General features: G+C 75.3%; 8 protein-coding genes. 7 read left to right on the forward strand and 1 reads right to left on the reverse strand.

Going from position 1 to position 15,747, the window contains the following annotated elements; translation table 11 throughout:
• Positions 1-35: 35 nt before the first annotated feature.
• Genes ACH4F2_RS00410 through ACH4F2_RS00420 form a run of 3 tightly spaced genes read left to right on the forward strand, consistent with a single transcriptional unit; the run spans position 36 to position 4,332 of the window.
• Positions 36-1,454: an SLC13 family permease gene (locus tag ACH4F2_RS00410; RefSeq protein ID WP_398130459.1), complete on the forward strand. Its 1,419-nt coding sequence runs from the start codon at positions 36-38 to the stop codon at positions 1,452-1,454.
• A gap of 51 nt (positions 1,455-1,505) precedes the next feature.
• Entirely contained in the window at positions 1,506-2,966 is a 1,461-nt protein-coding gene (locus ACH4F2_RS00415) for an acyl-CoA synthetase (RefSeq protein WP_398130460.1), read from the forward strand.
• Positions 2,959-4,332 carry a carboxyl transferase domain-containing protein gene (locus tag ACH4F2_RS00420; protein ID WP_398130461.1) on the forward strand — a complete coding sequence of 458 codons (1,374 nt, stop codon included), beginning with the start codon at positions 2,959-2,961 and terminating at the stop codon, positions 4,330-4,332. Before ACH4F2_RS00415 ends, ACH4F2_RS00420 begins: the two co-directional genes overlap by 8 nt.
• 230 nt (positions 4,333-4,562) lie before the next feature.
• Here the strand turns inward: ACH4F2_RS00420 and ACH4F2_RS00425 are convergent, their stop codons facing one another.
• Positions 4,563-8,204, reverse strand: a complete 3,642-nt coding sequence (locus ACH4F2_RS00425) for a S8 family serine peptidase (protein WP_398130462.1) — start codon at positions 8,202-8,204, stop codon at positions 4,563-4,565.
• Positions 8,205-8,430: 226 nt separating this feature from the next.
• On the opposite strand from ACH4F2_RS00425, the gene ACH4F2_RS00430 reads away from it, so the two are divergent.
• The 4 genes from ACH4F2_RS00430 (at position 8,431) to ACH4F2_RS00445 (ending at position 15,530) form a co-directional block, all read left to right on the forward strand.
• Complete coding sequence (locus ACH4F2_RS00430; protein ID WP_398130881.1) at positions 8,431-8,799, forward strand: CU044_2847 family protein; 369 nt, start codon at positions 8,431-8,433, stop codon at positions 8,797-8,799.
• The gene (locus tag ACH4F2_RS00435) at positions 8,796-10,448 is read left to right on the forward strand and encodes a trypsin-like peptidase domain-containing protein (RefSeq protein WP_398130463.1); all 1,653 of its coding nucleotides are present in this window, start codon (positions 8,796-8,798) and stop codon (positions 10,446-10,448) included. The genes ACH4F2_RS00430 and ACH4F2_RS00435 overlap by 4 nt, the downstream gene beginning before the upstream one ends.
• 112 nt (positions 10,449-10,560) lie before the next feature.
• Positions 10,561-11,586 carry an AAA family ATPase gene (locus ACH4F2_RS00440; RefSeq protein ID WP_398130464.1) on the forward strand — a complete coding sequence of 342 codons (1,026 nt, stop codon included), beginning with the start codon at positions 10,561-10,563 and terminating at the stop codon, positions 11,584-11,586.
• On the forward strand, positions 11,586-15,530 hold the full coding sequence (locus ACH4F2_RS00445) for an SAV_2336 N-terminal domain-related protein (RefSeq protein WP_398130465.1): 3,945 nt from the start codon (positions 11,586-11,588) through the stop codon (positions 15,528-15,530). Before ACH4F2_RS00440 ends, ACH4F2_RS00445 begins: the two co-directional genes overlap by 1 nt.
• The last annotated feature ends 217 nt before the right edge of the window (positions 15,531-15,747 follow it).

The raw sequence follows: 15,747 nt of genomic DNA on the forward strand, positions 1-15,747 counted from the left end.
TCAGCCAGTTCAGGTCAGCCCTCGGGAGCCCCCGCATGTCCCCCGAACTCATCTCGATCCTCGTCCTCGTCGTGGTGTTCGTCATCGCCACCACGCGTTCCGTCAACATGGGCGCGCTCGCCTTCGCCGCCGCCTTCGGGGTGGGCACGCTCGTCGCGGACCTCGACGCGGACGGCATCTTCGCCGGTTTCCCCGGCGACCTGTTCGTCGTCCTCGTCGGCGTCACCTATCTGTTCGCGATCGCCCGGGCCAACGGCACCACCGACTGGCTGGTGCACGCGGCCGTCCGGCTCGTGCGGGGGCGGGTGGCGCTGATCCCGTGGGTGATGTTCGCGCTCACCGGCGCGCTCACGGCGATCGGCGCGGTCAGCCCGGCCGCCGTCGCGATCGTCGCGCCGATCGCGCTGAGCTTCGCCACCCGGTACGCGATCAGCCCGCTGCTGATGGGCACGATGGTGGTGCACGGTGCGCAGGCCGGCGGTTTCTCACCGATCAGCATCTACGGCTCGATCGTCAACGGCATCGTCGAGCGCGAGGGCCTGCCGGGCAGCGAGGTCACCCTCTTCCTCGCCTCGCTCATCGCCAACCTCCTCATCGCGAGCGTGCTGTTCGTGCTGTTCGGCGGGCGGAAGCTGTGGGCGCGGGGGGCGGTGACGCCGGAGGACGGCGGCGAGGCGGGCAAGGGCACGGAGCCCACCGGCACCGGCGCGGGCCGCGACACCGGCGCGGGGACCGGCCACGCCACCGGCGCGGGCCACGGCACCGGCGCGGGGACCGGCCACGGCACCGGCGCCGCCTCCACCGCTGTGGCCGTCCGCCCCGGCCGGGACACCGACGGCACCGGCGCCGGCCCGCGCCTCACCCCGGCCCGGATCGCCACCCTCGTCGCCCTGGCCGCCCTCGTCGTGGCCGTCCTCGGCTTCGACCTGGACGCGGGTCTGACCGCGGTCTCCCTGGCCGTCGTGCTGAGCACCGCCTGGCCGGACGACAGCCGCCGCGCGGTCGGTGAGATCGCCTGGTCCACGGTCCTGCTGATCTGCGGTGTCCTCACGTACGTCGGCGTGCTGGAGGAGATCGGCACCATCACCTGGGCCGGCGAGGGCGTCGGCGGCATCGGCGTCCCGCTGCTGGCCGCGGTGCTGCTCTGCTACATCGGCGCGATCGTGTCGGCCTTCGCCTCCTCGGTCGGGATCATGGGCGCGCTCATCCCGCTGGCGGTGCCGTTCCTCGCGCAGGGCGAGATCGGGGCGGTCGGCATGGTGGCGGCGCTCGCGGTCTCGGCGACGGTCGTGGACGTCAGCCCGTTCTCGACGAACGGCGCGCTGGTGCTGGCCGCGGCACCGGATGTGGACCGCGAGCGGTTCTTCAGGCAGCTGATGGTGTACGGAGGGATCGTGGTGGCGGTCGTGCCCGCGCTGGCCTGGCTGGTACTGGTCGTGCCCGGCTTCGGGTAGGCCCACCTCGGAAAACCGGTAACCGTGAGCAACAGCTAAGGAGTACGACGCGTGTCCACTCTCTTCCCGGCCCTCTCCCCGGCCGCGACCGGCGCCCCGGCCGACCGGCCCGCCCTGCGGTTCGGCGAGCGCTCCCTGACGTACGCCGAACTCGCCGCCGCGGCGGGCGGCACGGCCGGCCGGCTCCGGGGGGCCGGACGGGTCGCCGTCTGGGCGACCCCGGCGATGGAGACCGCGGTCGCCGTGGTGGCGGCGCTGCTGGCCGGGGTCCCCGCCGTACCGCTCAACCCGAAGTCCGGCGACAAGGAACTCGCGCACATCCTCTCCGACAGCGGGCCGTCACTCGTCCTGGCGCCGCCGGGGAGCGAACTCCCGCCCGCCCTGGGCGCCCTGGAGCGCGTCGACGTCGACGTGCGCGCCACCGGGCCCGTCCCCGAGGACGGCCGCACCGACGACGGCGCCCCCGCCCTCGTCGTCTACACGTCCGGGACCACCGGACCGCCCAAGGGCGCCGTCATCCCCCGGCGCGCGCTCGCGACGACCCTGGACGCGCTCGCCGACGCGTGGCGGTGGACCGGCGACGACGTCCTGGTGCACGGGCTGCCGCTGTTCCACGTGCACGGCCTCGTGCTGGGCGTCCTCGGGCCGCTGCGGCGCGGCGGGTCCGTGCGGCACCTGGGCAGGTTCTCCGCCGAGGGCGCGGCGCGGGAGCTGAACGACGGCGCGACGATGCTGTTCGGGGTGCCGACGATGTACCACCGGATCGCCGAGGCACTGCCGCAGGACCCGGAGCTGGCGAAGGCGCTCGCCGGGGCCCGGCTGCTGGTGTCCGGGTCGGCCGCGCTGCCGGTGCACGACCACGAGCGGATCGCCGCCGCGACCGGCCGGCGGGTGATCGAGCGGTACGGCATGACGGAGACGCTGATGAACACCAGCGTGCGGGCGGACGGCGAGCCGCGCGCCGGGACCGTGGGCGTGCCCCTGCCCGGGGTGGAGCTGCGGCTCGTGGAGGACGACGGTACGCCGATCACGGTGTGGGACGGGGAGAGTGTCGGCGAGATCCAGGTGCGCGGCGCGAACCTGTTCACCGAGTACCTCAACCGCCCGGACGCCACCGCCGCCGCCTTCACCGGGGACGGCTTCTTCCGCACCGGGGACATGGCGGTGCGCGACCCGGACGGCTATGTCCGCATCGTCGGCCGCAAGGCCACCGACCTGATCAAGAGCGGGGGGTACAAGATCGGGGCCGGCGAGATCGAGAACGCGCTCCTCGAACACCCGGGGGTGCGCGAGGCGGCCGTCACCGGGGAGCCCGACCCGGACCTGGGCGAGCGGATCGTGGCGTGGATCGTGCCGGCCGACCCCGCCTCGCCGCCCGCCCCGGACGCGCTGGCCGGCCACGTCGCGGGCCGGCTGGCCCCGCACAAGCGGCCCCGCGTCGTCCGGTACCTCGACTCGCTCCCCCGCAACGACATGGGGAAGATCATGAAGCGGGCGCTGACGCATGACTGAACGGCTGTCCGCGCGGGCGTTCCTCGGCCTCCTGACCGACGACTTCGCCGAACTCCCCCACCCTGCCGGGCGGTCGCCGCGGCCCGACGGCCCCCTCGGCTGGCACGGCTACGACGCCGCCCGCGCCCGCGCCGCCGAGCGCACCGGTGAGGAGGAGTCCGTCGTCTGCGGGACCGGGCACGTCCAGGGCGTGCGGGCCGTGCTCCTCGCCTTCGAGTTCGGCTTCCTCGGCGGCTCGCTGGGCCGGGACACCGGCGACCGGCTGGAGGCGGCGTACACGTACGCCCGTGAACACCGGCTGCCGGTGGTGCCGCTGGTCGCCACGGGTGGCAGCCGGATGCAGGAGGGGATGCTCGCGCTGACCCAGCTCCAGCGGGTGGCGCGGCAGTCGGCGCTCACCCGGGAGGCCGGGCTGCCGCAGATCGCCGTACTGCGGGACCCGGTCACCGGGGGCGGCTGGGCGACGCTGGGCGCGGGTGCCGACGTGACCCTCGCGCTGCCCGGCGCCCAGGTCGGATTCGCCGGGTCCCGGGTCCGGCCGCCGGACGCCGACCCGGCGGCGTACACGGCCGAGGCACAGGTGGCGGCGGGCAGCGCGGACGCCGTCGTACCGCCCGGGGAACTGCGCGCGACGCTGGGCCGGTGGCTGCGGCTGCTGACGGCACCGTCCGGCGACCCGGCGCCGGTGCCCGAGCCGCTGGGCTCGCGGGACCTGCCGGACACCGGGTGGGACGCGGTCCGGCGGGCCCGCGCTCCCGGACGGCCGCGCGCCCGTGCGTACCTGGACGCCTACTTCACCCACCGCGCCGCCCTCTCCGGCGACCGCTGCGGCGGCACCGACCCGGACGGCATGCTCTGCGGCTTCGGCGAGCACGCGGGGCGGACGGTCGCGTACGCCGCCCAGACCGGGACGGCGACCAGGCCCGCCGGGTACCGCACCGCCGCCCGCCTGATCCGCCTCGCGGACCGGCTCGGCGTTCCGGTGCTGACCCTGGTGGACACGCCGGGTGCGGCGGGCGACGCGGCGGCGGAGCGGCAGGGCGCGGGCGCGGCGATCGCCGACCTGTTCGCGGCGGTGGCGTCGGCGCGCACGCCGGTGACCACGCTGGTGATCGGCGAGGGCGGTTCGGGCGGGGCGCTGGCGCTGGCCGCACCGGGCAGCACCTGGGCCACCCCGGACAGCTATTTCTCCGTCATCGCGCCGGAGCTCGCGGCGGCGATCCTGAAACGCCCGGCACACGAGGTGGAGGCGACGGCCGGTCAACTGCGTTTGAGGCCACAGGACTTGGCCGAACTTGGCGTGATCCGAACAAGCGATCAGTTGTTCCCTGGAACAGGTGACCGTCGCTCAGAAGAGCGTATGTGACTGCCGGGACCAACGATACTCACAGTGTGCGAGCAACGGGCTGCAGACCGTGGTCGACGCACTGTCCCAAGTAGGTCCCACACATGCACAGCGCAAGGAGCTGCACGATCATGAACCTTCTCACCGACATCCTCGCCGGCATCGTCCACTTCGTCGGCTGGCTGGTCTGACGGTCCGAGAACCCAGGCGGCGCCGCCTCCCCGTCCCAGGGAGGCGGCGCCGTCCGCGTGTCAGCGCACGGCCACGGCCCGCACGATCTCCTGCGTGACCGAGCCGCCCCGGTCGTCGCGCGCGAAGGCCCGCAGCGAGACGTGCCCGGCGTCGCGGGGCACGCTCAGCGTCCCGTGCCAGGACGCCTCCCCGTCACCGCCGCGCAGCCGGACCTGCTGCCAGGTCCTGCCGTCGTCGTACGACACCTCCAGCTTTCCGCCGCCGATCGTCCCGGTGTCCGGGGCGCCGGCCACGTGTTCCGCGCCGATCCCGACCCGCAGCTTCTTCCCGCCGCGCACCTCGCCCGCGAGGTCGGTGTCGACGTCGAAGGAGAGGTTGATCAGGGGGAGGTAGGTCCAGCGGTCCTCGGGTGTGGCGGCCGAGCGGAAGGTCCACTCGGCGTGCCCCTCGGTCCCGAGTTTCCAGCGTCCGGCGTCGAGCGCGGTGTCGGTGACGAGCTTGTACGTGCGCTCGTCGGCCGGCGCGTCCGAGACGTAGGCGGCGGAGGACGGTCCCTGGTCGACCAGTTCGCCGTCCAGGTACACCGACGTGGTCTGCGACATGCCGCTGCCCTCGCTCCACACGTCACCGAAGCCGGTGTGGTCGGGGCCGGAGTCGCCCCAGCCGGGGGCGTTGAACTGGAGCCGGTTGCCCACGCGCTGCTGCCCCCAGCCCAGGCCGGTGCCGAGGTAGGGGTGCCACACGGGCTTGAACCAGTTCAGCTCCGTACGCGAGCCGCCCTCGTACCGGACCGTTCCGGCCCGCTGCTCCAGCGCGCCGTCGGCGGTCGTCACGGTCTCGTGCCACAGCTGGCCGGGCCCGGTCGACACGTACTCGGTGCGCTCGGCCGGGAAGCCGATCCGCTCCCGGAAGCCGAGGCCGACCGGGAAGGTGTCGGTGATCGAGTACCGGAACTCGCCGCCGCTCGACGGCTCGGCCGCGTGGTACTTCGCCCGCAGCACCGCGAGGTCGCGGTGCCCGGGCTCGTAGGTGAGGTCCCGGTCGGGCACGGCGCCGCGATGGCCCTCCGCGAGGTCGTACGTGTACGGCGTGTTGCGCGTCCCGGTCATGTCGACCTTCCCCGCGTCCCGCAGCCGCTCCGCGTCGGCCGCACCGACCGTGGCGATCTGCAGCGGCCGGTCGGCGTTGTCGGCCGTGCCCCACCAGGACATCAGCCGCCCGGGGGCGTCGTCCGTCACGAACAGCGCCTTCACGCCCGCGTCCTGGGCGGCCTGGGCGAGGGCGGCCGGTTCGGCGCCCCCGGTGAGCCGGGCGAGGACCGCCTTGCCCCGGACGCCGGCCGGGAAGGGCCCGTCCCCGACGTCGACCAGCGGCAGCCGGCTGTGTCCCTCGGTCAGGGTGCCGCCCGACTGGACGACGGCCTCACGAACGCCCTTGACCTCCAGCAGCGGCTTGCCCAGCCGCCACACGGTCCGGTACTCGAAGTCGCCCTCGGTGACCTTCTTGCCGGTGGGCGCGGCGAAGACGCTGTCGTACGTCAGGGGCACCTGGACCGCACCGAACAGGTCGGAGCCGTTCGCGTCGCGGTCGTACTCCATGAGCAGTTGCCGGGTCTCGGTGCGCTTGTCGACGTCGGCGCTGATCTCGCGCAGCTCGCGTCCGTCGAGGGTGATCTCGCGGTCCCGGTCGACGACGACCTCCGGCGCCGCGAGGAATCCCAGGCCGAGCGAGTCGGCGCCGTGGCTGCCGCGCACGTCGAGGAAGGAGGTCAGGCTGTACGTCCCGGGCGCGAGGCGCAGCTTCAGGGTGCCGGAGTCACCGACGTGCGCGGGGACGGGGTCGACACCCCCGGCGAGGCGCTGCACGGTCAGGTCGGCCGCGGTGGCGCCACCCGCCCGGTCCTTGACGTGGACGGTGAGCGTGTACCGCTCCTCCTCCTTGACCAGCCCGAACGCGGTGTGCGCGACGGGTGTACCGTCCGTGCCCGAGGCCACGATCCGGCCGCTCGTCGCCCCGACCGGGGCCTTGGAGCCGTCGCCGGTGACGGTGGTGGAGGCGGTGCCGTGCGCGGGCACGGTGAGGGCGGTGTCGGCGAGGGTGGCGACGCCGTCGGGGGCGCCCTGCACGGCGAGCTCCAACTCGACGGGGGCGTCGGAGGTGTTGGTGTAGGTCACGGTGCGGGTGACCGGCTCGTTGGCCTCGTACGGCCAGGAGTGGAAGCCGAGGTCGGCGCTGCCGGTGGCGGTGACGTCGGCGCCGATCGCGTCCGGCACGCCGACCCGGCCCGCGCCCAGGTGGTAGGCGGAGGCGTCGAGCTGCTTCGACGTGGACATCAGCGCGTCCTTGAGCTGCGCGCCGGTCCAGTCGGGGTGCTCCTCGGCGAGCAGGGCGGCCACGCCGGCGACGTGCGGCGTGGCCATCGACGTGCCGTCCATGGAGGTGTAGTCGCCGCTGCCCTCGGCGAGCCGGGAGCGGGCGGCGAGGATGCCGACGCCCGGGGCGGACAGGTCGGGCTTGAGGGCGTTGTCCCCGTACCGGGGCCCGGCGCTGGTGAACCAGGCGGCCTGGTCGGTGGAGTCGACGGCGCCCACGGTCAGGGCGGAGTCGGCTGCGCCGGGCGAGCCGATGGAGGACGGGGTGCCGGTGTTGCCGGCCGCGATGACGAACAGGGCGCCGGTCTCGGCGGACAGGGTGTTGACGGCCTGCGCCATGGGGTCGGTGCCGTCGCTGGGCTCGGTGGAGCCGAGGCTCATGGAGACGATGTCCGCGTCCACGTCCCGGGCGGCCCACTCCATGCCGGCGATGATCTCGGACTCGCTGCCCGTGCCCTGGTCGGACAGGACCTTGCCGACCGCGAGGGTCGCGCCGGGTGCGACGCCCTTCTCCTTGCCGTCGGAGGCCGCACCGCTGCCGCCGACGGTGGAGGCGACGTGCGTGCCGTGGCCGTGCCGGTCGGCGACCTCCTCCCCGGCGATGAAGCTGCGGCTCTCGGCGACCCGTCCGGCGAGGTCGGGGTGGCCGGCGTCCACGCCGCTGTCCAGTACGGCCACGGTGACGCCCTTGCCGGTCAGCCCGGCCTGCCAGGCCTCGGGCGTGCCGATCTGCGCGTTGGACTCGGCCATCGCGGCGGTGACCCGTCCGTCGAGCCACACGCCGTCGATGCCGGCGCCCCGGCGGGTGAACTCCCGCCAGAAGCCACCCCCCTTGTCGGCCTCGACGGCGGCGCCGCGCACGCTGGGCAGCGCACGGGTCCGCTCGGTCCCCCTCGGGGTGGCGGCCCGCACGCCCTTGTCGTAGGTCACGATCAGCGGCAGTTCGCCGGTCTCGGAGTCGGCGAGTCCCTGTGCCAGCAACTCACCGACGTCGAAGAGCCGTTCGTCGAGGCTGCCGTCGCGCAGGTACGGGAGGGCCTCGTCCGGTACGACGGTGGTCCGGCCGCCGGACCGGCGGGTGTGCACGGCGCCGGTGGCGCCCTCGGGCCGCTCGACGGTCACGGTCTGCCGGCCGCCGCCGAGGTCGGCGACGGTCACCCGGTCGCCGGTGACGAGGGTGACGGTGCGGGCGGCGGCCGGGGTGGCGGCCGGGGTGCGCGCCGTGTCCGGGGGTGGTTCCTGCGCCGCCGCCGTCCCGGCCGGCAGCAGCGCGATCACGAGCCCCGCCGACAGGAGGGTCGCTCCGCGTCTGACTGGTCCTCTACTCATCCACGCCTCTCTTCGTATCGTCGTACAGTGCTGCGACGAGTGCTGCGAGAAGTCTCAGGGGGCTTGTGGGGCACAGGAGTTGGCCGGACGTGGCGGATTGGCGCCTTGGCGGGTTTCCGCCAGGCACGCGAGTGACCGGCGGTGGAACACGGGACACGGCCAAGTACCGTCCGCCACAATGGTGTTTCACAGAGGTACGTACGGCACACGGGGAGCGAACGGCGGCATGGACGGGTTGCTGGAGTTCAAGACCGAGGACGGCGTGCGCGTGGTCGTCGAGGGCGCCGAGGACGAGGACGGGGCGCGGCTGGTCTCACGCGGCGACGGCCCGGCCCAGGCGGCACGCACCTTCGAGGGCTCCCTGGAGGGCGTGCGGGCGGCGGCCGAGTCCGCGCTGCGGGTCTTCCGGGACGGCTCGCTCAGACCCGACTCGGTGGAGCTGGAGTTCGGGGTCAAGCTGAGCGCGGAGGCCGGCGCGATCATCGCGAAGGGGTCGGCGGAAGGCCATCTGATCGTGAGACTGAGCTGGTCGCCGGAGCCGGGCCCCGAGGGCCCCGCGCGCCCCCGGGGCCCGGAAGCCACCGGCCGGCCGTGAGCGGCGCCGCGTGGCACGCCCGCGTCGAGTGCGGCAAGGAGGTCGGCGCCGGATTCCTCGTCTCCGCCCGCCGGCTGCTCACCTGCGCCCATGTCGTGCGGTGGAGCGAGAGCGCGCCGGTCACGGTGACCTTCCCCGGCCGCCGGGAGCTGGGCGGGCTGTCCGCCACCGTCGCCGTGCACGGCGGCTGGCAGGGCGGCGCCGCAGACCTCGGCGACCTTGCCGTACTGGAACTGGACCGCGAAGTCCCGCTCACCCCGGCCGTGTTCGCCCGGCCCGGTGCGGAACGGACCGCGCCCGCCCCCGAGCTGGTCGCCTACGGCTTCCCCAAGGGGTACGACGAGGGCATGCTCGCCTCCTACCGCGCCCTGCCCGGCCCGCTCATCTCGGACGAATGGGTCCAGCTGGAGGCCCTCACCGGGCACGGGCAGCCACTGGCGGCCGGGTTCAGCGGGGCGGCCGCGACGCTCGCCGACGGCACGGTCGTCGGCATGGTCTCGGCGGTCGCGGGCGCCAGGGACGTGCGCGTCGGCCGGATGCTGCCCGTCGAGGTCATGGCGCGCTACTGGCCGGAGCTCGGCGAACTCGTGCCCACGCCCGGCCACCGGGCGGACGCCCGCAGACGGCTGTACGCGCTGGTGCGCCGGGCCGAGGAAACCGGCCTGACCTGCGATCCGAACCGGCTGTACGTCTCCGCGGCGGACGCCTTCGACCCGCCGCCCCCGGAGGGGGGGTTCGCCTCCCTGCGGGAAGCCGCCGCCTACGTGCAGTGGGAGGTGCCCGACCCGGGTGCCGTGGCCCGGTTCGCCGACCGGCTGGAGGAACGGCTGGACGCCCCGGTGGGGCGCCCCGCGACGTGGTCGCCCATCGTCGTGGAGATCGACCACAGCGGAGCCGGCGCCGACCAGGTCACCGTCGAGGTGTCCGCGTACCGCGACGGACAGCGCCGCCCGGTGGGCACGCGCCGGCTGGCCCGCGGCGCGGTGCGGGCGTTCGTGCAGGAACGCATCGACGAGGCGTTCACCCAGCTCGATCCCGGTGCCGAGGAACTGCTCACGTTCGTACTGCCGCGCGAGTGGCTCAACGCGCCGGTGGCGCACTGGGCCTGCAGCGAGGACGACCCCACACCGCTCGGCTGCGCGTACCCGCTCGTGGTGACCGACCGCCACCGCCACCGCAGCGGACGGCTCCGCCACCAGCTGCGCAAGAAGTGGCGCAAGCTCGAGGCCGGCGCGGGCGTCACCCTGCACCGCGTCGACTGCGGCACCCGGGAGCGGCCGGCCGGTCTGCGCAAGCGGCTGCGGGACGACGCGGAGCTGGCCGGCTTCGCCACCGCGCCCGCGACGGCACGGGAGTACTTCGAGGTCGGTGTCAACGTCCCCGTCCCCGTGCTGCTGTGGCCGCGCACGGGCTGCCCCGGCGACGGGCACGACGGCCCCTGCTCCGGCACGGCGTTCCTCGACGAACTCGCCGTGTCCGTGGCGGGTGTACCGCCGTCCGAGCTTCCCCGCCTGGTCATGGAGCTGCGCGAGACGGCGGAGGCGGCCGACGCCCCGGACGAGCACTGGGCGAGAGACGTCCAGCTGCTGTGGGACGACCCCCGCTGCTTCGCCGAACCCACCGCCCTGCTGCACTCACCCGTCGGCTGAACCACCCGCCACCGCACCGGACCACTTGCCGCACACCGGCCCCCGCCGCACACCGAACCACCCGCCACCGCACCGGACCGCCCGCCGCACCGACAGCTCGGAGAGAAGAACCATGCCCCTGTGGCCCGTCTACACCGGCGCGCCGGCCCCTCACGACGGCATCACCAAGCTGCCCCCTCCCCCGCCCTGGCGTGCCTTCGACGGCCGTCCCGTGCTCGACCCGCCCCACGACGACGGCGACGCCGCCACCGCCTCCCCCGACCGCGCCCACCGTGCCGCGACCTACCAGGCCACCGAGCACACCGTGCAGCTGGTCAACGCGGCCCTGTACCTGCGGCGCCCCCTGCTGGTCACCGGCCCGCCCGGCACGGGCAAGTCGTCCCTCGCCTACGCGGTCGCCCGCGAACTGCGGCTCGGCCCGGTCCTCAGGTGGAACATCACCAGCCGCAGCACCCTCCACGACGGCCTCTACACGTACGACCCGCTCTCCCGCCTGTACGCGGCCCGCCACACCGCGGAACGGCCCGGCGACCCGGCGGCCGGCACGGGCATCGAGAACCATCTGCGCCTCGGCCCGCTCGGCACCGCCCTCCTCCCCTACGCCCGCCCGCGCGCGCTGCTCATCGACGAGATCGACAAGAGCGACCTCGACCTGCCGAACGACCTGCTGCACGTCCTGGAGGAGGGGCAGTACGAGATCCCCGAACTCGTGCGGGCCTCCCGGGACACCCCCGACGGGCGTGCCGAGGTACTGATCGACGGCACCGACCAGCGGGTCCCGGTGGAGCGCGGCCGGGTCCGCTGCAACTCCTTCCCCTTCATCGTCCTCACCAGCAACGGCGAACGCGAGTTCCCGCCCGCCTTCCTGCGCCGCTGCGTCTCGCTCCGCCTGCGGCAGCCGGACGACGAACAGCTCTCCGAGATCGTCCGCGCCCACCTGGGCGAGCCCGACGGGTTGGCGCAGCGGCTGATCGACCGGTTCCTGTCCCGGATGGGCAGCGGCGAACTGGCCACGGACCAGTTGCTCAACGCGATCTACCTGGCCCGTTCCTCCGGTCTGGGCACCGACTCGCTCGACGAGCTGGCTCAGCAGCTGATGCCGTACCTGGGCCGCTCCCCGCAACCCGATGCCTTCTGATGCCGTCCGACCGCTCCGGCTCGCCGGAACCCCTGCACCGCCTGGCCGACATCCTCGGCCGGGCGGCCTCGGGTGACCGCCCGACCCCGCTGGAGCTGGCCGAACTCCTGTGGCTGGCCGGGCAGATGGAACCCCCGGCGCAGGACCCGCCGGACCCGCCGGACCCGGCGGCCGAGGCGGCCGAGGCGGAACCCCCGGAGCCGACGCCGCCCGCGCCCGGCCCGGGCCCGGAGCGGGACCGGCAGCGGCGGCCGGAGCCCCCGCCCCCGCCCGGCCGGCCGACGGTGCCGCCTCCCGCACCGCGGGCCCCCCGCACCCCCCTGCGCCTGCCGTCCCCGGCCCCCGCCCCTGGGACGTCGGCGGCCGAACCGCACAGCGCCCTGCTCGCGCCCGCCCCGCCGATGCTGCGCCACCCCCTGGCGCTGCAACGCTCCCTGCGCCCGCTGAAGCGCCGTACCGACGCCCCGGTGGGGCGCGAGGTGGACGAGTACGCGACCGTCGACCGCATCGCCCGGCTGGGCGCCGGACCCGAGTGGTGGCTGCCGGTGCTGCGGCCCGTGCGGGAGCGCTGGCTGCGGCTGGACCTGGTGCACGACGCGGGCCCCACGATGCCCGTCTGGGACCCCCTGGTGCGCGAACTGCACACCGCCCTCGCCCAGTCGGGCGTCTTCCGCACCGTCACCCTGCACCGCGCGGAACCCGACGGCACCGTCCGCGGCGACGGCACCCACGCGCCCGCCGACGGCCGTACGGTCACCCTGCTGATCAGCGACTGCATGGGGCCGCAGTGGCGTGAGGGCCCGGCCGGCACCGCGTGGTTCGGCACGCTGCGGCGCTGGGCGCACCGGACGCCCCTGGCCGTCCTCCAGCCGCTGCCCGAGCATCTGTGGCGGGACACCGCCCTGCCGCCGGTGCCGGGCCGGCTGTCGGCCCCGCACCGGGCCGCGCCCAGCGCGTCGCTCGCCTTCACGCCGTACGACAGCGCCGCGCCCCGCCCACCCGGGGAAGCCGTACACCTGCCCGTACTGGAACCGGGACCCGAGTGGCTGGCGAACTGGGCGTCGCTGGTGGCGAGTCCGGGCGGCACCGAGTACCCGGGCGCGGCCGCCCCACTGCACCGTCCGCTGCCGGCCGACGCCGACGACCGCACCGACGTGACGCGGCTGTCCGCCGAGGAGCTGGTCCTGCGCTTTCGCGCGAGCGCGTCGCCGGAGGCCTTCCGGCTGGCCGGCCACCTCGCGCTCGGGCGCCCGGACCTGCCGGTGATGCGGCTGGTGCAGGCCGCCGTCGAACCGCACCCGCTCCCCCGGCACCTGGCCGAGGTCATCCTCAGCGGCCTGCTCACCACGGTCCCCGGGCCGCCCGGCTCGTACGCGTTCCGCCCCGGTGTACGCGATCTCCTGCTGCGCGGTCTGCCCCGTACCGCCCGCGACCGCACCCACGAGCTGCTGCTGCGGACCGGGGGCCTGATCGACCAGCGGGCGGGTCGCTCGCCCGGCGAGTTCCGCGCGCTGATCCCCGCACGGGACGGCACCGAACGGGCCGACGGGAGCGAGCCGTTCGCGGCGATCAGCCAGGAGAGTGCGCGGCAGCTGGCGGCGCGGCCGCGCCTCCCGGCCGCGTCCCCCTTCCCGCCCGCGCTGGGCGCGCGCTACCGGCCGGTGCGACGGATCGCGCCGACCGGGAGGATGTGGCTGGCCGAGGACACCGGGACGAACCGGACGGTGACGGTCCGGCTGCACGACGCGGACACCGACCCCGCCTCGCGCCGGGCGTTCCTGCGGGACGCGGGCCGCCTCACGGAGATCGGCCACCCGAACGTGGTGACCGTCCTCGACCGCGGCATCGAGGACGACATCCCGTACATCGTCATGGAGCACCTCGACGGCATCGCCCTGAGCACCCTCGTACGGTCGGGCGGCCGGCGGCTGCCGACGCCGCTGACGGTGTCGGTGGGGGCGCAGCTGGCGCGGGCGCTCACCGCCCTGCACGAGGCGGGCGTCACGCACGGCGGTCTGGAGGCGTCCCGGGTGGTCCTCCTGCCGGACGGCACGGTCCGGCTCAGCCTCTTCGAACCGGGGCGGACGTCGGGCCCGGCCGGCCGCTCCGAGGACCTGCGGGCCCTGTGCGATGTCATGCTGCTGCTGACGTCGGGGACCTCGCGCCTGACCGTCCCGATCGACTCCCACCGCCTCGACCGGCTGCCCGGCACCCTGCGCATCCACTACGCGCACGCCTTCGACCAGCTGATGTCCGCCTCGGCCGCGACACAGGCCCAGGGCCTCGGGCTGCTCGCCGACCCGCAGCTGCCGGCCCGGGCGGGCGAGGCGTACGGGCGGCGCCGGTACCGCGTCCTGGGGCCCCTGCGGGTCGACCTCCCGGACGGCTCCCCCGGCCTGCCACCGGACGTCCGCGCGCTGCTCGCCATGCTGCTGCTCAAACACGGCCGCACGGTGACGCACGAGGAGCTGCGGTGGGGGCTGTGGGACCCGGGCGACGAGCCACGCGACCCGCGGGCCGAGGTGACCCGGCTGGCCGCACGTCTGGCGGACGCCCTGGGCCCCGGCGTACTGGCGAGGCCCGCCCACGGCTACGCCCTGCACACCAGCGCCGACCATGTGGACGTGGTGCACTGCGACGAGCTGGTGCGACGCGCCGACGCGGCGCGGCTGGAGGGCGCGCACGCCGATGCCCGCGGCCTCGTCGCCGAGGCGCTGACGCTCTGGCGCGGTGCCGAGCCGCTCGCGGACGTGCCCGGCCCCGCCGCCCGCACCGCCCGTACCCGCCTGACGCGGCTCCGCCTCGCCCTGCACACCAAGCGCGCCGAACTCGACCTGTCCCTGGGCGAGTACGACCGGGCCTGCGCCGATCTGGCCGGGCTGCTGGACTCCCACCCGCACCGGGAGGACTTCCGCCGCCTGTACCTGATCGCGCTGCGCCGCCAGGGCCGGGGCGAGGAGGCCCTGGCGGTGTACGAGGAGTACGAGCTGTCCGGGGGGCGGAGCCCGGCTCTGCTGGCCCTGGGCCGGGAACTGCGCGAGGAGCACGACGAGCCGGCGGACGACGCTCCGTGGCAGGCGTACGAGGAACCGCCGCACACGGACGGGACGCACGGCGCCGTGTCCGCGCCGGACGAGCTCGCGGAGGGCCCCTTCCCCACGGAGGACGGTCTCTGGACGCCGCTCCTGGGCACGGAGGAGGGGCCGGCCGAGGAGGAACTCGAGACGGCCGAAGTGATCGCGGCGAGCGCCCCGTGGGGGGACGGTCCCTTCTACGACCCGGACCTCGAGCCCGAAGTGGCCCGGGAGCGGGCCGAGATCCTGATGGAGGTTCACGCGGAGCTCGAGGCGGAGTTCGAGGAGGGGTCCGAGAGCGAGTCCGAGAGGGACGGCGCCGACGTCGACACCGACTTCCGCGACTGCGCCCGCTACTCGTTCGCCGACGCCCCCCGGGGCGCCGGGACCCGCACGGCACTCCACCGGGTGGTCACGGACCTGCTGGCGGACAGCGGGCTCGCCGGCGGCTCCTACGAACTCCTGGACGACCAGGAGGGCCTCCTCGTACTGCTGGCGCCACGGGTGGAGGCCTCCCGGCTCCTCCGGGCGACGGTGGAGGGCCTGCCCGGGCTGCTGGCGCACGTGGGCGGCCTGCGGCTGCGGGCGGAGTTCTGGCAGGTGGAGCTGCGGCCGGACGGCAGCCAGGAGCAGGTCTTTCGCGCGGATGCCGAGTCGGTCGGCGCGGCACTGGACGTCTCCGGCGCACAGGCGATCGTCGCCCTCTCCGACTCCCTGTACCACGACGTGTCGTTCGGGGAGGGACAGGACGGCCCGGCCTTCGCCCCGGGCCTGTTCCGGCCGCTGGACGACAGCACGGGCTGGTACCGCGCGGTCGCCGGTGCCGGGCGCCGCAGCGGCTCGACGCGGCCTCCGGCGAGCGGGCGCTGACCGCTTCCCCCGTCGCCTGGCGGTGCGCCGTCCATCGGCCACTGGGGTGCCGATCGGGACCGGCGGGACCCGCGACCGCCGCTCACCGCGGCCGGGAACCACCGGCCGCCCCCCATTCAGCGGCCCCCCGCCCGGCCCTCCCCGGAAGGCGCCCGGCCCGGCCCCCGCGCACGATGCCTGAGAGGCCGGCCGCCGGGCGGCCGCGCACGGTCCGCGC

This window comes from Streptomyces sp. NPDC017890, from assembly GCF_044328675.1.
GTDB lineage: Bacteria > Actinomycetota > Actinomycetes > Streptomycetales > Streptomycetaceae > Streptomyces.